The sequence below is a fragment of the Amphibiibacter pelophylacis genome (assembly GCF_037688875.1).
Classification (GTDB): domain Bacteria; phylum Pseudomonadota; class Gammaproteobacteria; order Burkholderiales; family Burkholderiaceae_C; genus Amphibiibacter; species Amphibiibacter pelophylacis.
Genome location: NZ_JAWDIE010000019.1, coordinates 40,625 through 55,609 on the forward strand (window position 1 = coordinate 40,625; position 14,985 = coordinate 55,609).

Annotated in this window: 14 protein-coding genes and 1 tRNA gene; 3 read left to right on the forward strand and 12 right to left on the reverse strand. The window is 66.9% G+C overall.

Annotated features, from left to right (window positions below):
- Positions 1-5: 5 nt before the first annotated feature.
- Complete coding sequence (locus RV045_RS11690; RefSeq protein ID WP_423235970.1) at positions 6-941, reverse strand: DMT family transporter; 936 nt, start codon at positions 939-941, stop codon at positions 6-8.
- A gap of 208 nt (positions 942-1,149) precedes the next feature.
- On the opposite strand from RV045_RS11690, the gene RV045_RS11695 reads away from it, so the two are divergent.
- Positions 1,150-2,352, forward strand: a complete 1,203-nt coding sequence (locus tag RV045_RS11695; protein ID WP_423235971.1) for an ammonium transporter — start codon at positions 1,150-1,152, stop codon at positions 2,350-2,352.
- A 69-nt stretch (positions 2,353-2,421) separates the two neighbouring features.
- Positions 2,422-2,498: transfer RNA gene (locus tag RV045_RS11700), tRNA-Met, on the forward strand.
- Positions 2,499-2,655: 157 nt separating this feature from the next.
- Here RV045_RS11700 and RV045_RS11705 read toward each other — a convergent pair.
- Positions 2,656-3,171 (reverse strand): single-stranded DNA-binding protein, encoded by a 516-nt coding sequence (locus RV045_RS11705; RefSeq protein ID WP_423235972.1) that lies wholly within the window; start codon positions 3,169-3,171, stop codon positions 2,656-2,658.
- 120 nt (positions 3,172-3,291) lie between these two features.
- On the opposite strand from RV045_RS11705, the gene recQ reads away from it, so the two are divergent.
- Positions 3,292-5,202 (forward strand): DNA helicase RecQ, encoded by a 1,911-nt coding sequence (gene recQ, locus RV045_RS11710; RefSeq protein ID WP_423235973.1) that lies wholly within the window; start codon positions 3,292-3,294, stop codon positions 5,200-5,202.
- On the opposite strand, the gene RV045_RS11715 is transcribed toward recQ, so the two are convergent.
- The 10 genes from RV045_RS11715 to ppk1 all read right to left on the reverse strand — a co-directional run bounded on the left by RV045_RS11715 (position 5,177) and on the right by ppk1 (position 14,885).
- On the reverse strand, positions 5,177-5,641 hold the full coding sequence (locus tag RV045_RS11715) for an RrF2 family transcriptional regulator (protein ID WP_423235974.1): 465 nt from the start codon (positions 5,639-5,641) through the stop codon (positions 5,177-5,179). The genes recQ and RV045_RS11715 overlap by 26 nt on opposite strands.
- Positions 5,642-5,696: 55 nt before the next feature.
- Positions 5,697-6,908, reverse strand: coding sequence for an NO-inducible flavohemoprotein (gene hmpA / locus RV045_RS11720; protein WP_423235975.1), 1,212 nt, complete (start codon positions 6,906-6,908; stop codon positions 5,697-5,699).
- An 86-nt stretch (positions 6,909-6,994) separates the two neighbouring features.
- On the reverse strand, positions 6,995-7,975 hold the full coding sequence (locus RV045_RS11725) for a branched-chain amino acid ABC transporter permease (protein ID WP_423235976.1): 981 nt from the start codon (positions 7,973-7,975) through the stop codon (positions 6,995-6,997).
- Between the two features lie 7 nt (positions 7,976-7,982).
- A complete protein-coding gene (locus tag RV045_RS11730) occupies positions 7,983-8,867 on the reverse strand; it encodes a branched-chain amino acid ABC transporter permease (RefSeq protein WP_423235977.1) in 885 nt (294 codons plus the stop codon).
- A 27-nt stretch (positions 8,868-8,894) separates the two neighbouring features.
- Entirely contained in the window at positions 8,895-10,094 is a 1,200-nt protein-coding gene (locus RV045_RS11735; RefSeq protein ID WP_423235978.1) for an ABC transporter substrate-binding protein, read from the reverse strand.
- A gap of 90 nt (positions 10,095-10,184) precedes the next feature.
- Positions 10,185-10,898 carry an ABC transporter ATP-binding protein gene (locus RV045_RS11740; protein ID WP_423235979.1) on the reverse strand — a complete coding sequence of 238 codons (714 nt, stop codon included), beginning with the start codon at positions 10,896-10,898 and terminating at the stop codon, positions 10,185-10,187.
- Positions 10,895-11,668, reverse strand: coding sequence for an ABC transporter ATP-binding protein (locus RV045_RS11745; protein WP_423235980.1), 774 nt, complete (start codon positions 11,666-11,668; stop codon positions 10,895-10,897). The genes RV045_RS11740 and RV045_RS11745 overlap by 4 nt, the downstream gene beginning before the upstream one ends.
- A gap of 67 nt (positions 11,669-11,735) precedes the next feature.
- Entirely contained in the window at positions 11,736-12,170 is a 435-nt protein-coding gene (locus tag RV045_RS11750) for a hypothetical protein (protein ID WP_423235981.1), read from the reverse strand.
- A gap of 78 nt (positions 12,171-12,248) precedes the next feature.
- Positions 12,249-12,731 (reverse strand): SixA phosphatase family protein, encoded by a 483-nt coding sequence (locus RV045_RS11755; protein WP_423235982.1) that lies wholly within the window; start codon positions 12,729-12,731, stop codon positions 12,249-12,251.
- Positions 12,732-12,746: 15 nt separating this feature from the next.
- Positions 12,747-14,885: a polyphosphate kinase 1 gene (gene ppk1, locus RV045_RS11760; protein ID WP_423235983.1), complete on the reverse strand. Its 2,139-nt coding sequence runs from the start codon at positions 14,883-14,885 to the stop codon at positions 12,747-12,749.
- Between the last annotated feature and the right edge of the window lie 100 nt (positions 14,886-14,985).

The following is a 14,985-nucleotide window of genomic DNA, read 5'->3' on the forward strand; positions in this document are numbered from 1 at the left end:
GGCCGTCAGCGGCGCGACGACACAAACACCCCGCTGATGATCAGGGCGAAGGCCACGCCGTGATAAAGCTGCGGCGGCTCGCCCAGCAGCACGGTCGACATCAGCGCCGCGAACACCGGGGTGAAGTTGATGAAAAATCCGGAAATCGTCGCATTGGTTTTCTGCACGCCCAGCGACCAGAAGCGGTATGACACCAGCGCCGGGCCCAGCGCCACATAAAACACCAGCGCCGCCACCAGCGGCGTCAGCACCAGGGCGGGCGGCACGGCGGGCAACGTCCATTCGGCGGCCGCGAAAGCGCTGGACCACATCACCCCCAGCGCGATCTGCGCCAGCAGAAAGCCCGCCCAATCGGCGCGCACGGCGGCAGGCTCGCGGGTGCGCGACAGCAGCCAGTTGTAAAACGCCCAGACGATGGACGCCGCGATCATCAAAAGATCGCCCGGCACAAACTGGATGCCCGCCAGAGCGGCCCATTCTCCCCGCGTCATGACCACGCCCACGCCGGTGATGGACAGCGCCACCCCGGCCAGGTCCAGTGGGCGGATGCGCGCGCCAAAAAACAGCCGTCCCACCAGCAGCATCCACAGCGGCGTGCTGGAACCCACCAGCGTCACGTTCAGCGCGCTGGACGTGTGCAGCGCCCAGTACTGCAGCGAGTTGTAAGCGCCTATGCCCAGCAGACCCAGCGCAGCGTAGCGCTTCCAGTGCCGCCACAGCGGGCTGCCGGGCTTGAGCACCCAGCCCGCGAGCGGCAGCAGCAGGATCAGCGCCAGGCTCCAGCGCATCCAGTTCAGCGTCAGCGGCGGGATGAACGCCGCCAGATAACGCCCGACGATGGCGTTGCTGGCCCACAGCGCGGTCGCCAGAAGCAGGCTGGCGGCGGCGGACACGGTCAGGGTGGGCGCAGCAGGCGCTGCAGAGGGTGGGGCGGGATTCATGGCGCTCAGAGTCTAGCAGTTTGCCCGCACCCCACCCCGCCCCGGAACAGGGCACAAAGGCCCGCCGCTGCCCCGTGTCGGCACGCTTTTTGCACCACGGTGGCGCACGGCGGATGACACGGCGCGTGCAGGCCAGTGTCATCCGGGAAATGCGATGTTTTGGTGCGTAGCGCACCGTTTTGGGTCAAACAAGGAGATGGGCATGGGGATGGATGCACTGAAACAGAGCAACGACACCCTTTTTGTGCTGCTGGGCGCGATCATGGTGCTGGCCATGCACGCGGGCTTTGCCTTCCTGGAGCTGGGCACCGTGCGGCGCAAAAACCAGGTCAACGCGCTGGTCAAGATTCTGGTCGATTTCTCGGTGTCCACCGTGGTCTATTTCGCCGTGGGCTACGGCGTGGCCTACGGCACGCACTTTTTCGTCAGCGCGCAGGTGCTGGCCGAAAAGAACGGCTACGACCTGGTCAAGTTCTTCTTCCTGCTGACGTTTGCGGCGGCCATCCCGGCCATCATCTCGGGCGGCATCGCCGAACGTGCGCGCTTCTGGCCGCAACTGATCGCTACGGCGGTCATCGTCGGCTTCGTCTACCCGGTGTTTGAAGGCATCGCCTGGAACCGGCACTTTGGCGTGCAGGCCTGGCTGGAAGCCACCACGGGCGCAGCCTTTCACGATTTTGCGGGCAGCATCGTCGTCCACGCCGTCGGCGGCTGGATCGCCCTGCCCGCCGTCATCCTGCTGGGCGCACGCAGCAACCGCTACCGCAAGGACGGCGTGGTGTCGGCGCACCCGCCTTCCAGCATCCCCTTCCTGGCGCTGGGCGCCTGGATCCTGACGGTGGGCTGGTTTGGCTTCAACGTGATGTCGGCGCAGACGATCAGCGGCATTTCGGGCCTGGTCGCCGTCAATTCGCTGATGGCCATGGTCGGCGGCACGCTGGCCGCGCTGGTGCTGGGCCGCAACGACCCGGGCTTTGTGCACAACGGCCCGCTGGCCGGGCTGGTGGCGGTGTGCGCGGGCTCGGACCTCATGCACCCGCTGGGCGCGCTCGTGGTCGGCGTGGTCGCCGGAGCGCTCTTCGTCATCATGTTCACCCACACGCAGAACCGCTGGAAGCTGGACGACGTCCTGGGCGTGTGGCCCCTGCACGGCCTGTGCGGCACCTGGGGCGGTCTGGCCGCCGGCATTTTCGGCCAGACGGCCCTCGGGGGTCTGGGCGGCGTCAGTTTCATGGCGCAGCTGGCGGGCACCGTGATGGGCGTGGCCTGGGCCCTGCTGGGCGGCTGGATCGTCTACGGCGTGCTGAAAAAGACGGTCGGCATCCGCCTGAGCCAGGAGGAAGAGTTCAACGGCGCCGATCTGTCCATCCACAAAATCACTGCCACCCCCGAGCGCGAAACCAACTGGTGAGGCCACGCAAAAAATTCGCAAAAACCGCTTGACAGCCGTTCATACAGCGTTCATAATTCATTCTTCTGTCGCGGGGTGGAGCAGTCTGGTAGCTCGTTGGGCTCATAACCCAAAGGTCGTAGGTTCAAATCCTGCCCCCGCAACCAAAATTCTGGCTTGTTGATTAAGCACTTAAAGGCTCACAGCGATGTGGGCCTTTTTTGTTTTTAGGGCGGGTGTGTTGCTCTGTCACTTCTGGCACGTCACACACAAAAAAGCCCACGACCTTTCAGCCGCAGGCTTTTGCATGAAATCGCTGACAGGTCAGAACGGAATATCGTCGTCCTCATAGCTGCTGTAAGACGCTGGGGCCGGAGCGGGGGCGGCGCTGGCAGGCGTCTGCTGGCGGGGCGCCTGGCGCGGTGCCGGAGCGGGGCTGCCGTAATCGGCGTCAGACGGGGCGCTGCGCTGGCCACCACCACCCATACTGCCCGAACCGCCGTCCTCGCGACCGCCCAACATCTGCATCTGGTCGGCGATGATCTCGGTGGTGTAGGTGTCGCGGCCTTCCTTGTCCTGCCACTTGCGCGTCTTCAGGCGCCCTTCGATATACACCGGGCGCCCTTTCTTCAGATACTGCCCAGCGATCTCGGCCAGCTTGTCATACATGACGACGCGGTGCCACTCGGTTTCTTCCTGGCGCTCGCCGCTGTCGCGGCTCTTCCACTGGCGGCTGGTGGCCAGGGTGATGTTGCACACCATGGCGCCGCTGGGGGTGGATCGGGTTTCAGGGTCTCGGCCCAGGTTGCCGATCAGGATGACTTTGTTGATGGATGCCATGGGGCACTCCTTGCACGGGTTCGAAAAAAGGGGGTTCACCGCAGTGAATGACTCTGATTATGCCCGCAATCGCCCGCCCGGCCGATCGCCCTAGCGGGGGGTGCCGCTACAATCTGGCGGATGTCCGCGCCCTTTGCTCCACCCCTGAACGCCCCCGGCCCCGAGGCCCAGCTGCAGGTGCTGCGAGAGGTCTTCGGCTACCGGGAATTCCGCCTGCAGCAGGGCGACGTCATCGCCCACGCCAGCGGGGGCGGCAGCGCCCTGGTGCTGATGCCCACGGGCGGCGGCAAGAGCCTGTGCTATCAGGTCCCGGCCATTGCCCGCCACCGCGCGGGCCTGGGTGTGACGCTGGTCGTCAGCCCGCTGATTGCCCTGATGCACGACCAGGTCGAAGCCCTGCGCGAAGCTGGGGTGGCCGCCGCCGGGCTGACCTCGGCGCTGGATGGCGACGCCGCGCGCCAGATCGAGCGCGACTGGGTCAGCGGCCGGCTCACCCTGCTCTACGCCGCGCCCGAGCGCGTCACCCAGCCGCGCTTCCTGGCCATGCTGGACGCGCTGCAGGGGCGCGGTCAGCTCAGCCTGATCGCCATCGACGAAGCGCACTGCGTCAGCCAGTGGGGCCACGATTTCCGCGAGCACTATCTGCAGCTCTCCCTGCTGCACGAGCGCTACCCGGCCGTGCCGCGCCTGGCGCTGACCGCCACCGCCGACCAGCACACGCGGCAGGACATCGTCCAGCGCCTGGATCTGCAGGATGCGCGCCTGTTCATCAGCAGTTTCGACCGCCCCAACATCTTCTATACCGTGGTGGACAAGGACAAGCCGCGCCAGCAGCTGCTCGATTTCCTGCGCAGCCAGCCCATCGGTGACAGCGGCATCGTCTACTGCCAGAGCCGAAAAAGCGTCGAACAGGTCGCCGCCTTCCTGGTCCAGGAGGGCTTTGACGCCCTGCCCTACCACGCCGGCCTGGACGCGGCCGTGCGCCAGACGCACCAGAACCGCTTCCTGCGCGAGGACGCGGTCATCATGGTGGCCACCATTGCCTTCGGCATGGGCATCGATAAGCCCGACGTGCGCTTTGTCGCGCACCTTGATCTGCCGCGCAGCATCGAGAGCTATTACCAGGAAACCGGCCGCGCCGGACGCGATGGCGCCCCCGCGCGCGCCTGGATGTGCGTGGGCGCAGGCGACGTGATGCAGCAGCGCCGCATGATCGAAGCCAGCCCCGCCGACGACACCTTCAAGCGCCTGCAGGGCCGCAAGCTGGACGCGCTGCTGGCGCTGACCGAGGCGCACGACTGCCGCCGCGTCCACCTGCTGGACTATTTCGGCGAAGCCTCCAGGCCGTGCGGCCACTGCGACAACTGCGTCAGCCCGCCCCAGACCTGGGACGCCACGCGGGCCACCCAGCAGGCGCTGAGCACCGTCTACCGCCTGGCGCGCCACGGCGAGAACGGCTTTGCGCCGACCGCCTTCGGCGCCACCCACCTGATCGACGTGCTGCAGGGCAAAGCCAGTGAAAAGGTACGCGAATACGGCCACGAGCGCCTGAGCACCTTTGGCATCGGCAAGGACATCGACGCGATGCAGTGGCGCCAGGTGGTGCGCCACGCGCTGGCCCGCCACCTGCTGCGCGCCGAAGGCGACTGGGGCGCGCTGGCGCTGGACGACGGCGCCCGCCCCGTGCTGCGCGGCGAGCAGGCCGTTCACCTGCGCGTCCTGGAGCCGCGCCGCGCCGTGCGCAGTCCCACCTTCAAACAGGAGCGCAGCCGCCGCGCCAGCACCCTGGACACCAGCGACTGGTCCAGCGGCGACATCGCCCGCTGGGACGCCCTGCGCGCCTGGCGCTCCGAGGTCGCCCGCCAGCACGATGTGCCGGTTTACGTCATTTTCAACAACGCCAGCCTGGCCGACATGGCCCAGCGCAACCCGTCCAGCCTGGACGAACTCGCCGACGTCCAGGGCGTGGGCGCCAAAAAACTGCAGGCTTACGGCGAAGAGTTGATCACGCTGCTGGGTCGGGTGCGCTGACAGCGCTGTCCTGCCGGTGCAAACGCACAATCACCTCGCGGGTGGGCGGCGTCACCGCGTCGGCCAGGGTGTGTTCGTCCAGTCGGGCATAGAAGGCGGCTTCGGCGTCACCCAGCAGGCTTTTCAGGCCGCAGCGACCGCGCAGCGCGCAAGGCGGGCTGGCGCAGTCGATCAGGCCATTGCCGCGCTCCAGCGTGCGCACCAGGTGCCCCAGGCGCGACTGCGCCATGTCGGGCGCCAGGCGCACGCCGCCGCCTTTGCCGCGCACGCTGTTCAGCCAGCCCTGCTGGCCCATGAACTGCACGACCTTGCTCAGGTGGTTGTGCGCCACGCCCAGGCGCTGCGCGATCTGGGCGATGGTCACGGCGTCGTCAGGCGGTACGCCGCCCAGGTACATCAGCACCCGCAGACCCAGATCGGTGAACAGTGTCAGCTGCATGAAACGCTCCCGCACGGCCCAGAAACAGGCCGATGCGCATTGTCTCCGCTGGCGCTTACTCTTTCACGCCGCCCGTACCAAAAGCCTCAACGTGGATGCGCTCCGGCGCGTAGCCCAGCGCACGCAGCGCCTGGATCTGCGTCAGCATGAAGCCCTGCGGGCCGCAGACATAGGCGTCGGCATCAGCGGGCAGCAGCCCCTGCGCGTGCAGGGCAGCCAGGTCCAGACGGCCGACCGCCTCGCACGATCCGGCGGGCGAGCCCTGACCGTCCTCGTGCACGATCCAGGCGCTGCTGCGGGGCATGTCTGCCAGCAGTTCGCGCACGCGCGGGCCGAAAACCTGCACGGCAGCGCTGCGGGCGGCATGAAGGAAGCGCACCGGGCGCTGCGGCGCGGTGGCACGCAGATGCTCCAGCATCGCCAGCATGGGCGTGATGCCGATGCCGCCGCTGATCAGCAGCACGGGCGTGTCGCGGTCTTCATGCAGGAAGAAATCGCCCTGGGGCGGTGAAACCTCCAGCACATCACCCGCCTGGAAGTGGTCATGCAGGTGATTGGACACCATGCCCGGCACATCGCCCGGCCGGGCTTCGCGCGTCACCGAAATGCGCAGGTAGCCCTTGCCCGGCGCGTCCGACAGGGTGTACTGGCGCGGCTGGCGGTAGCCCAGTTCAGGGACGATCACGCGCAGCGTCAGGAACTGGCCGGGGCGCCACAGGGGCAGCGGACCGCCATCGGCCGGGCACAGGTAGAAGGACGAAACCTCGGCGCTCTCCGCCTCGCGGCGCTCGATGCGGAAGCTGCGCCAGCCCGTCCAGCCGCCCTCAATGGCCGCTGACTGGTTGTACAGCTTCTGCTCCATGCCAATCAGGATGTCGGCCAACTGGCCGTAGGCCGCCGCCCACGCCTGGACCAGCTCGGGTGTCGCGGCGTCGCCCAGCACTTCGCCCAGGCTGGCCAGCAGGTGGCGCCCGACGATGGCGTAATGCTCCTGGCGGATGTTCAGGCTGACGTGGCGCGCGGCAATGCGCTCCAGCACCGGCATCAGCACGCCGGGGTTGTCGATGTGCAGGGCGTAGGCCGCGACGGCGGCGGCCAGCGCCTGCTGCTGATCGCCCTTGCGCTGGTGACCCTGGTTGAAGTGTTCGCGCAGCTCGGGGTTGTGCGAGAGCATGCGCGCGTAAAAGTGGCTGGTCAGCGCCTCGCCGTGCTGCTGAAGGACGGGCGCGGTGCCGCGAACGAGGTCACGTGTGGTCTGGTCGAGCATGAGAGCTTTCAGTGAGTGGTTAATAAATGCATTTTAAATGCATTTATGTCGCACCCACAAGAAATGACACAACCCGACAGAAAGACTCAGCCGGTGCGCACCCCGCGCCGGTGCAGAATCTCGCCCACGATGCCGCGCCGGAACAGCAGCACGCACAGCACGAAAATCAGCCCGATGACGATGGTCACCGATTCGCCCAGGCCGTTGAACCAGTCGATGCCGGTCAGGCTGGCAAAAGCGCGGCCGACGTTGCCCAGGCGGTTTTCCAGGATCACGATGATGGCCGCGCCCACGACGGGGCCCAGCAGCGTGCCCATGCCGCCGATCAGCGTCATCAGGATCACGAGGCCGGATGTGGCCCAGTAGACATCGGTCAGCGTGGCGAAGCCCAGCACCAGGGTTTTGGTCGAACCGGCCAGGCCCGTCAGCGCCGCCGACAGCACAAAAGCCAGCAGCTTGAAGCGGTCAGCCGGGTAGCCCAGCGAAATGGCGCGCGGTTCGTTGTCCTTGATGGCGCGCAGCACCTGCCCGAAGGGCGAATGCACCACGCGCGCCACCAGGGCAAAACCGGCCACGGCCACGGCCAGCACCAGGTAGTAGAGCGCGGTGTCGCTGGACAGATCGATCAGGCCCAGCAGCTGGCCACGCGGCACGCCCTGCAGTCCGTCCTCGCCGCCCGTGAAAGGCGCCTGCAGGCACAGAAAGTAGAACATCTGCGCCAGCGCCAGCGTGATCATCGAAAAGTAGATGCCCTGGCGACGGATGGCGATCCAGCCCATGACCGCGCCCAAAGCCGCCGCGAACAGCGTGCCCGCCACGATGCCGCCCAGCGGGCCCCAGCCCTGGCTGGCGGCCAGATAGCCGGTGACGTAAGACGCTCCGCCAAAAAACGCGGCGTGGCCGAAGGACAGCAGGCCGGTGTAGCCCAGCAGCAGGTTGAAGGCGCAGGCAAACAGGGCGAAGCACAGCAGCTTCATCATGAACACCGGGTAAACCACCAGCGGGGCCAGCAGGCCCGCCAGCAGCAGCACGGCGTAGAGGATCAGGTTGGCGCGGTTGGACATCATCGGGCCTTCATTTCTCTTTGCCGAACAGGCCGGCCGGACGCAGGATCAGCACCAGCACCATGATGACGAACACCACCGTGCTGGACGCCTGCGGGTAGAACACGCGGGTCAGTCCCTCGATGACGCCCAGCGCCAGGCCGGTGACGATGGCGCCCAGAATCGAGCCCATGCCGCCAATGACCACCACGGCGAAGACGACGATGATCAGGTGCGAGCCCATCAGCGGCGAAACCTGCATCACCGGCGCGGCCAGCACCCCGGCCAGGCCCGCCAGCGCCACGCCAAAGCCGTAGGTCAGCGTGATCATGCGCGGCACGTTGACGCCGAACGATTCCACCAGACGCGGGTTTTCGGTGCCTGCGCGCAAAAGCGCTCCCAGCCGGGTTTTCTCGATGACGAACCAGGTCGCGAAGCACACCGCCAGCGAGGCCACGACCACCCAGGCGCGGTAATTGGGCAGGATCATGAAGCCCAGGTTGGTCGCGCCCTGCAGCAGGTCGGGCGTGTCGTAGCTCTGGCCCGAAGCGCCGTAGATGGAGCGGAAAATGCCCTCGATCAGCAGCGTCAGCCCGAAGGTCAGCAGCAGGCCGTAGAGATGATCCAGGCGGTAGAGCCAGCGCAGCATGGTCTTTTCAATGACGATGCCCAGCAGCCCCACGACCAGCGGCGCCAGGACCAGCATCACCCAGTAGTTCAGACCGAGGTAGTTTGCCCCCATCCAGGCCAGCATGGCGCCCAGCATGAACAGGGCACCGTGGGCGAAGTTGATGACATTGAGCAGGCCGAAAATCACGGCCAGCCCCAGGCTGAGCACCGCGTAAAAGCTGCCATTGACCAGCCCCAGAAGGAGCTGGCCCAGCAGGGCCACCAGGGGGACGCCAAACAGTTCCATAGGGCTTTCCGCTTGCGGTATCAGGGCTTATTTCTTGACCAGGCTGCACTTGGATTCGGCCAGCGTGGTGTAGGCCTTGCTGCCCGGCACGGTCTGCAGCAGCTTGTAGTAATCCCAGGGCTTGGTCGATTCGGCGGGCGTTTTCACCTGCAACAGATACATGTCGCGCACCATGCGGCCGTCGGCGCGGATGGTGCCGTTCTTGACGAACATGTCGTTGATCGGCGTCTTGCGCAGCTGCTCCATCACCTTGGCGCCGTCGGTCGTCCCGGCGGCCTTGACCGCCTTCAGCCAGGTCAGGGTGGCCGAGTAGTCGGCGGCCTGCAGGCTGCTGGGCATGCGCTTGAATTTCTCGATGAAGCGCGATGCGAACTTGCGCGTGTCGTCGTTCTGGTCCCAGTACCAGCTGTCGGTGACCAGCAGGCCCTGCGCGGTTTTCAGGCCCAGGCTGTGGATGTCGTTGATGAACACCAGCAGGCCAGCCAGCTTCATGGTCTTGGTGATGCCGAACTCGTTGGCCGCCTTGACGCTGTTGATGAAATCGCCGCCCGCGTTGGCCAGGCCCAGCACCTGCGCCTTGGAGGCCTGCGCCTGCAGCAGGAAGGACGAGAAATCCGACGCACCCAGCGGGTGGCGCACTGCGCCGGCCACCGTGCCGCCGCTGCCCTTGACGATTTCGGTCGCGTCTTTTTCGAGCGAATGGCCGAAGGCGTAATCGGCGGTCAGGAAGTACCAGCTCTTGTCGCCCTTGTCGACCAGGGCCTTGGCCGACACGCGGGCCAGCGCCACGGTGTCGTAGGCGTAGTGGACGTTGTAGGGCGTGCAGTCCTCGTTGGTCAGGCGCGAAGAGCCCGCGCCGATGATGAAATAAGGCACTTTCTTGTCGGCCATGATGCGCGCCGTGGCCAGAGCGGCGGCCGAATTGGTGCCGCCCACGACCATGTTCACACCCTGCTGATCCACCCATTCGCGGGCCTTGGTGGCAGCGACGTCGGCCTTGTTCTGGTGATCGGCGGTCAGCACCTCGATCTTGCGGCCCAGCACGTTGCCGCCGAAATCAGCCACAGCCATTTTGATGGCTTCGCCACCGGCCTGGCCGTCGATGTCCGAATAGACGCCCGACATGTCGGTGATGAAACCGATGCGAACCGGGCCGGTTTGCGCGTGGGCGGCGGTAGCCAGCAGGCTGGCCAGAGCGAGGGCGGTGATTTTCAGGGTCTGTTTCATGGGAAGGCTCCGTTCTTTCGGGGTCAAGTTCAGGATGTCAAAAAAGGACAGCCGCCCGTGCGCAAAAGAGGCGCCGGGCGCTGGCGGGCGTCAGACGCCCAGCAGTTCGTTCAGCTGCGGCATGCGCGCCGCCAGCTCGCTCTGGCCGAATTCCAGCGCGACGCGGCCGTGCTCCATCACGTAGAAGCGGTCGGCCAGCGGCCCGGCAAAGTGGAAGTTCTGCTCGACCATCACGATGGTGAAGCCCTGGCCGCGCAGCGTCTGGATCATGCGCGCCAGCGTCTGGACGATAACGGGCGCCAGGCCTTCGGAGATTTCATCCAGCAGCAGCACGCGCGCGCCGGTGCGCAGCATGCGCGCCACCGCCAGCATCTGCTGCTCGCCGCCGGACAGCCGCGTGCCGGGGCTGCTGCGCCGTGTTTTCAGATTGGGGAAGAGGCTGTAGATCTCGTCCACACTCATGCCCTCGCGGCCCGTGCCGACCAGCGGCGGGGGCAGCATCAGGTTTTCCTCGCAGGACAGGCTGGCGAAAATGCCGCGCTCTTCGGGGCAGTAGCCCAGGCCCAGGCGGGCGATGCGGTAGGTCGGCCAATCGATGGTTTCCTGCCCCAGGATGCGCACCGAGCCCGTGCGCCGACCCGTCAGGCCCAGCAGCGCACGCAGCGTGCTGGTGCGGCCCGAGCCGTTGCGGCCCAGCAGCGAAACCACTTCGCCCTCGCGCACCTCCAGGCTCACGCCGTGCAGGATGTGCGATTCGCCGTACCAGGCGTTCACGCCGTCCAGCTGGATCACCGGCGCGCTCATGCGTGCGCTCCCTGCAGGGCCACGTCGGCGCTGCCCATATAGGCCTGCATCACCTCGGGGTTGGACGACACGGCGGCGTAATCGCCCTCGGCCAGTACCTTGCCCTGCTGCAGCACCGTGATGCGGTCGGCGATGGCCGAAATCACGTTCATATTGTGTTCCACCATCAGAATGGTGCGGCCCCGGGAGACCTTTTTGATCAGCGCAGTGACGCGGCCCACGTCCTCGTGGCCCATGCCCTGGGTGGGCTCGTCGAGCAGCATCAGCTCGGGCTCCATGCCCAGCGTGGTGGCGATCTCCAGGGCGCGCTTGCGCCCGTAGGGCAGATTGGCCGTCAGCTCGTGCGCCATGTCCTGCAGATCGACCTCGGCCAGCAACTCCATCGCCCGCGCGTCCAGCTGGCTGAGCAGGCTCTGGCTGCGCCAGAAGTGGAAAGACACGCCAAGGCCCCGCTGCAGTCCCAGGCGCACGTTCTCCAGCACCGTCATGCCGGGGAAGACCGCCGAAATCTGGAAGGACCGGATCACCCCGCGCCGCGCCACCTGCACCGGGCTGTCAGCGGTGATGTCCTGTCCGTTGAACAGGATGCGACCGCTGGTGGGCGCCAGAAACTTGGTCAGCAGGTTGAAGCAGGTGGTCTTGCCCGCCCCGTTGGGACCGATCAGGGCGTGAATGTGGCCGCGCTGGACGTTCAGGGAAACATCGTCCACCGCCAGGAAATCCCCGAATCGGCGGCTGATGTGTTCGGCTTGCAGGATAGGGTCGGACATGTCGGGTGCGCCGCGCACCTGTCAAAATCTGATCAGCGCGGGCGCATTTGTTGCACCGCAGCGGAGTTTAGGGGCTGGAATCGGCGTGCTCCGCAGGGGTTTTCCCTGTAATTCCAGACCCAGCCCGCGTTTCTGCCCCAGCCTCGCCCGCATCGCAGGGCTGCCCGGTGCGGCGGCAGTGGTGGCCCTCGCGCCAGGCGCTGCCCTGGGACAGACAGCCCGTGCGGCAGATCACCCGGTGGACCAGCCGCGCGGCGTGCTGCGGCGTCATGGCCAGCGGCTGAGCTTGAGTGCCCGCCGCCTCCCCCACCCAGGACAGCAGCGTGGTCTGCAGCACCAGGCGCACCTGCTGCGCCCAGAGGCGCTCGCGCTGCGCACGATTGTCAGCGTCCAGCGCGGCCACTTGCGCCTGAAGGGCGCTGACGGTGTCCGTGCAGCGCGTCTGCAGCGCGGCCAGGTGGCGGATGAGCAGCTGGTGCTCGCACAGTCGGTCTGACAGCATGGCGGGGCTCCGGTGGATGGGGAGCCCCATGTTACATGAGAATTATTCTCAAATAAGTACAAAGCGCAGACCACGTCCCTACAGCAGATCCACCGACGTCACCTGCCGCACGATGATCCGGTGGCGTTTATCGGGCTCGCAGCGCAGCCACCAAACGTCGCCTTTACGGATGATGAGCGACCCCTGGCTTTGCCCCAGGCCCAGCAGCAGGCCCAGCATGTCGCCCAGCAGCGGCTGGTGGCTGACCAGCAGCAGCGTGGGCGCCAGGGCCTGCTGGCGCGGGGTGGGCGGCCACTGCAGGAAATCCAGCACCACCCTCGCCCGGCCCTGCGGGTCCATCACGGGCTGGCGCTGGTAATCGCGCTCCAGCGCCTCCACCGTTTCGATGGCGCGCCGCGCCGGGCTGGAGCAGACCAGCGTGTCGTCGGGCAGACGGCGGCGCAGCCAGGCGGCCATGCGCTGCGCCTGACGGTGGCCTTTGGGGCTGAGCGCGCGGTCCAGGTCGGACTGGCCCTCCTGGGCCGCGTGAGCGTGGGCGTGACGCCAGAGCAGAAGATCCATGCAGCAGAAATCAGGTCAGAGTGAGACGGAACGGCCTGCCGCACCGGCCGGCTGCGGGGCGCCTTCGCTGTGCCCAGCCATCAGGCGGTCGTGCACGGAGGGCTGGCCCGGCACCGGCGCAGGCGGCAGATACTGGCTATCGCGCAGCGTCCAGGACAGCGCGCGATCTTCCAGATAGTAGCCCAGACCTTCGCGCAAAATGCGGCGCACCAGCGCCGGGTCTTCCACCGGCCAGGCCAGCTCGATGCGGCGCAGCATGTTGCGGCTCATCCAGTCAGCGCTGGACAGCAGCAGCTCCTGGCGCCCGGCGATGTCGAAATGGACGATGCGCGTGTGCTCCAGAAAGCGCCCAATCACCGAGCGCACGCGCACGTTGTCCGTGACCCCTGCCAGCTGCGCGGGCAGCATGCAGGCGCCGCGCACGATCAGCTCGATCTGCACCCCGGCCTGGCTGGCGGCAACGATGGCTTCCAGCAGCGCCTCGTCGGTAAAGGCGTTCATTTTGGCCACGAGGCGCGCCGGTTTGCCCGCCCGCGCCGCGCGCGCCGCCGCTGCCATGCGCGCCAGCAGACGGCTCTGCAGCCCGGAGGGCGCCAGCCAGATCTTGCCCAGACGCGGCAGCTCGGTCTGGCTGGCCAGGTGAACGAAAATCTTGTGCATGTCCAGCGTCAGCACCGGGTCGGCGGTGAAATGGCTGAAATCGGTGTACAGCCGCGCCGAGCGCGCGTTGTAATTGCCCGTGGACAGATGGCCGTAGCGGCGCAGCCGCCGCCCTTCGCGGCGCGTCACCAGCAGCATCTTGCCGTGGGTTTTCAGGCCGACCACGCCGTAAACCACCTGCACGCCCACCGCCTCCAGCGATTCGGCCCAATTGATGTTGGCCTCTTCGTCAAAGCGGGCCTGAAGCTCGACCAGCGCGGTCACATCCTTGCCCTTGCGCACCGCTTCGCCCAGCAGGCGCACGAGCTGCGAGCCGCTTTCGGTGCGGTAAATCGTCTGCTTGATGGCGACCACGTCCGGGTCGTGCACCGCTTCGCGCAGGAAATCAATGACGGCGTCAAAGCTCTCAAAAGGCTGGTGGGCCAGCACGTCGCCCTTTTGCAGGCGCTCGAAAAACGACTGCCCCGCCTTCAGCCCCGGCGCGGGGCGCGGCTGAAACGGCGGGAAGAGCAGATCGGGGCGGTCCACGAGGTCCATCACCATGCCCAGGCGCACCAGGTTGACCGGCCCGTTGACGCGGTACAGCGCCTGCTGATCCAGCCCGAACTGCTCGCACAGGAAGAGTGCGTTGGTGTCGGTGCAGTTGGCCGAGACCTCGATGCGCACCGCGCGGCCGTAATGGCGATGCTTGAGGCTTTCGCGCAGCGCCAGGCGCAGGTTGCTGACATCGACGTCGGTCATGTCGATGTCGCTGTTGCGCGTGACGCGGAACTGGGAGATCTCCTCCACCCGCCGCCCGGCGAACAGCGACTGCAGATTGCCCCGGATCAGGCTGGAGAGCGAGACCAGCGGAATCTCGCCCGGGCGGCTGGCCAGGCGCGCCGGCAGGCGGATCAGGCGCGGCAGCGCGCGCGGGATGCGCACGATGGCGACCTGGTTGCTGCGCCCGAAAGCATCGCGGCCCTCCAGGCGCACCATGAAGTTCAGCGATTTGCTGGCCACCTGCGGAAACGGGTGCGCCGGGTCCAGCCCGATGGGCAGCAGCAGCGGGCGCACCTCGCGCTCGAAGTAGTGGCGCAGCCACTGGTTCTGCGCCGCGTTGCGCTCCGCGCCCGACAGGAAGTGGATGCCGCGGCTGCGCAGCAGGGGCTCAAGCTCGCGGGTCAGGATGTCGTACTGGCGCGCCACCAGCTCGTGCGCCTGCGCACTGAGTGCCGCGTAGCTGGCCGGGCTGCAGGGGCCGGGGCGGGTTTCGCCGTCCAGATGCGCCTGCAGGTGATCGACCATGCGCACTTCGAAGAACTCGTCCAGGTTGCTCGACACAATGGTCAGATAGCGCAGACGCTCCAGCGGCGGTACGGCCGGGTCCTGCGCGCGCTGCAGCACGCGGGCGTTGAAAGACAGGATGCTGGCGTCGCGCGGTATCCAGCCCGGCAGTCCGGGGGCGGACGGGGTTTGGCGCGGTTTTTTGCGGGGAGCAGAAGCTGAAGACATGGCACAACTGGGCTGCAGTGAACAACCCGGGGATTGAAACGGCCCGATGTGACAGCCCTGTGACAAAAATCACGGACGCCCGGCGCAGAACACCCCGCCC

Bases quoted from the DNA above. Each gene is read 5' to 3' on its own strand.
- RV045_RS11690 (WP_423235970.1), bottom strand. From the start codon at position 941: ATGAATCCCGCCCCACCCTCTGCAGCGCCTGCTGCGCCCACCCTGACC.
- RV045_RS11695 (WP_423235971.1), top strand. From the start codon at position 1,150: ATGGATGCACTGAAACAGAGCAACGACACCCTTTTTGTGCTGCTGGGC.
- RV045_RS11705 (WP_423235972.1), bottom strand. From the start codon at position 3,171: ATGGCATCCATCAACAAAGTCATCCTGATCGGCAACCTGGGCCGAGAC.
- recQ (WP_423235973.1), top strand. From the start codon at position 3,292: ATGTCCGCGCCCTTTGCTCCACCCCTGAACGCCCCCGGCCCCGAGGCC.
- RV045_RS11715 (WP_423235974.1), bottom strand. From the start codon at position 5,641: ATGCAGCTGACACTGTTCACCGATCTGGGTCTGCGGGTGCTGATGTAC.
- hmpA (WP_423235975.1), bottom strand. From the start codon at position 6,908: ATGCTCGACCAGACCACACGTGACCTCGTTCGCGGCACCGCGCCCGTC.
- RV045_RS11725 (WP_423235976.1), bottom strand. From the start codon at position 7,975: ATGATGTCCAACCGCGCCAACCTGATCCTCTACGCCGTGCTGCTGCTG.
- RV045_RS11730 (WP_423235977.1), bottom strand. From the start codon at position 8,867: ATGGAACTGTTTGGCGTCCCCCTGGTGGCCCTGCTGGGCCAGCTCCTT.
- RV045_RS11735 (WP_423235978.1), bottom strand. From the start codon at position 10,094: ATGAAACAGACCCTGAAAATCACCGCCCTCGCTCTGGCCAGCCTGCTG.
- RV045_RS11740 (WP_423235979.1), bottom strand. From the start codon at position 10,898: ATGAGCGCGCCGGTGATCCAGCTGGACGGCGTGAACGCCTGGTACGGC.
- RV045_RS11745 (WP_423235980.1), bottom strand. From the start codon at position 11,668: ATGTCCGACCCTATCCTGCAAGCCGAACACATCAGCCGCCGATTCGGG.
- RV045_RS11750 (WP_423235981.1), bottom strand. From the start codon at position 12,170: ATGCTGTCAGACCGACTGTGCGAGCACCAGCTGCTCATCCGCCACCTG.
- RV045_RS11755 (WP_423235982.1), bottom strand. From the start codon at position 12,731: ATGGATCTTCTGCTCTGGCGTCACGCCCACGCTCACGCGGCCCAGGAG.
- ppk1 (WP_423235983.1), bottom strand. From the start codon at position 14,885: ATGTCTTCAGCTTCTGCTCCCCGCAAAAAACCGCGCCAAACCCCGTCC.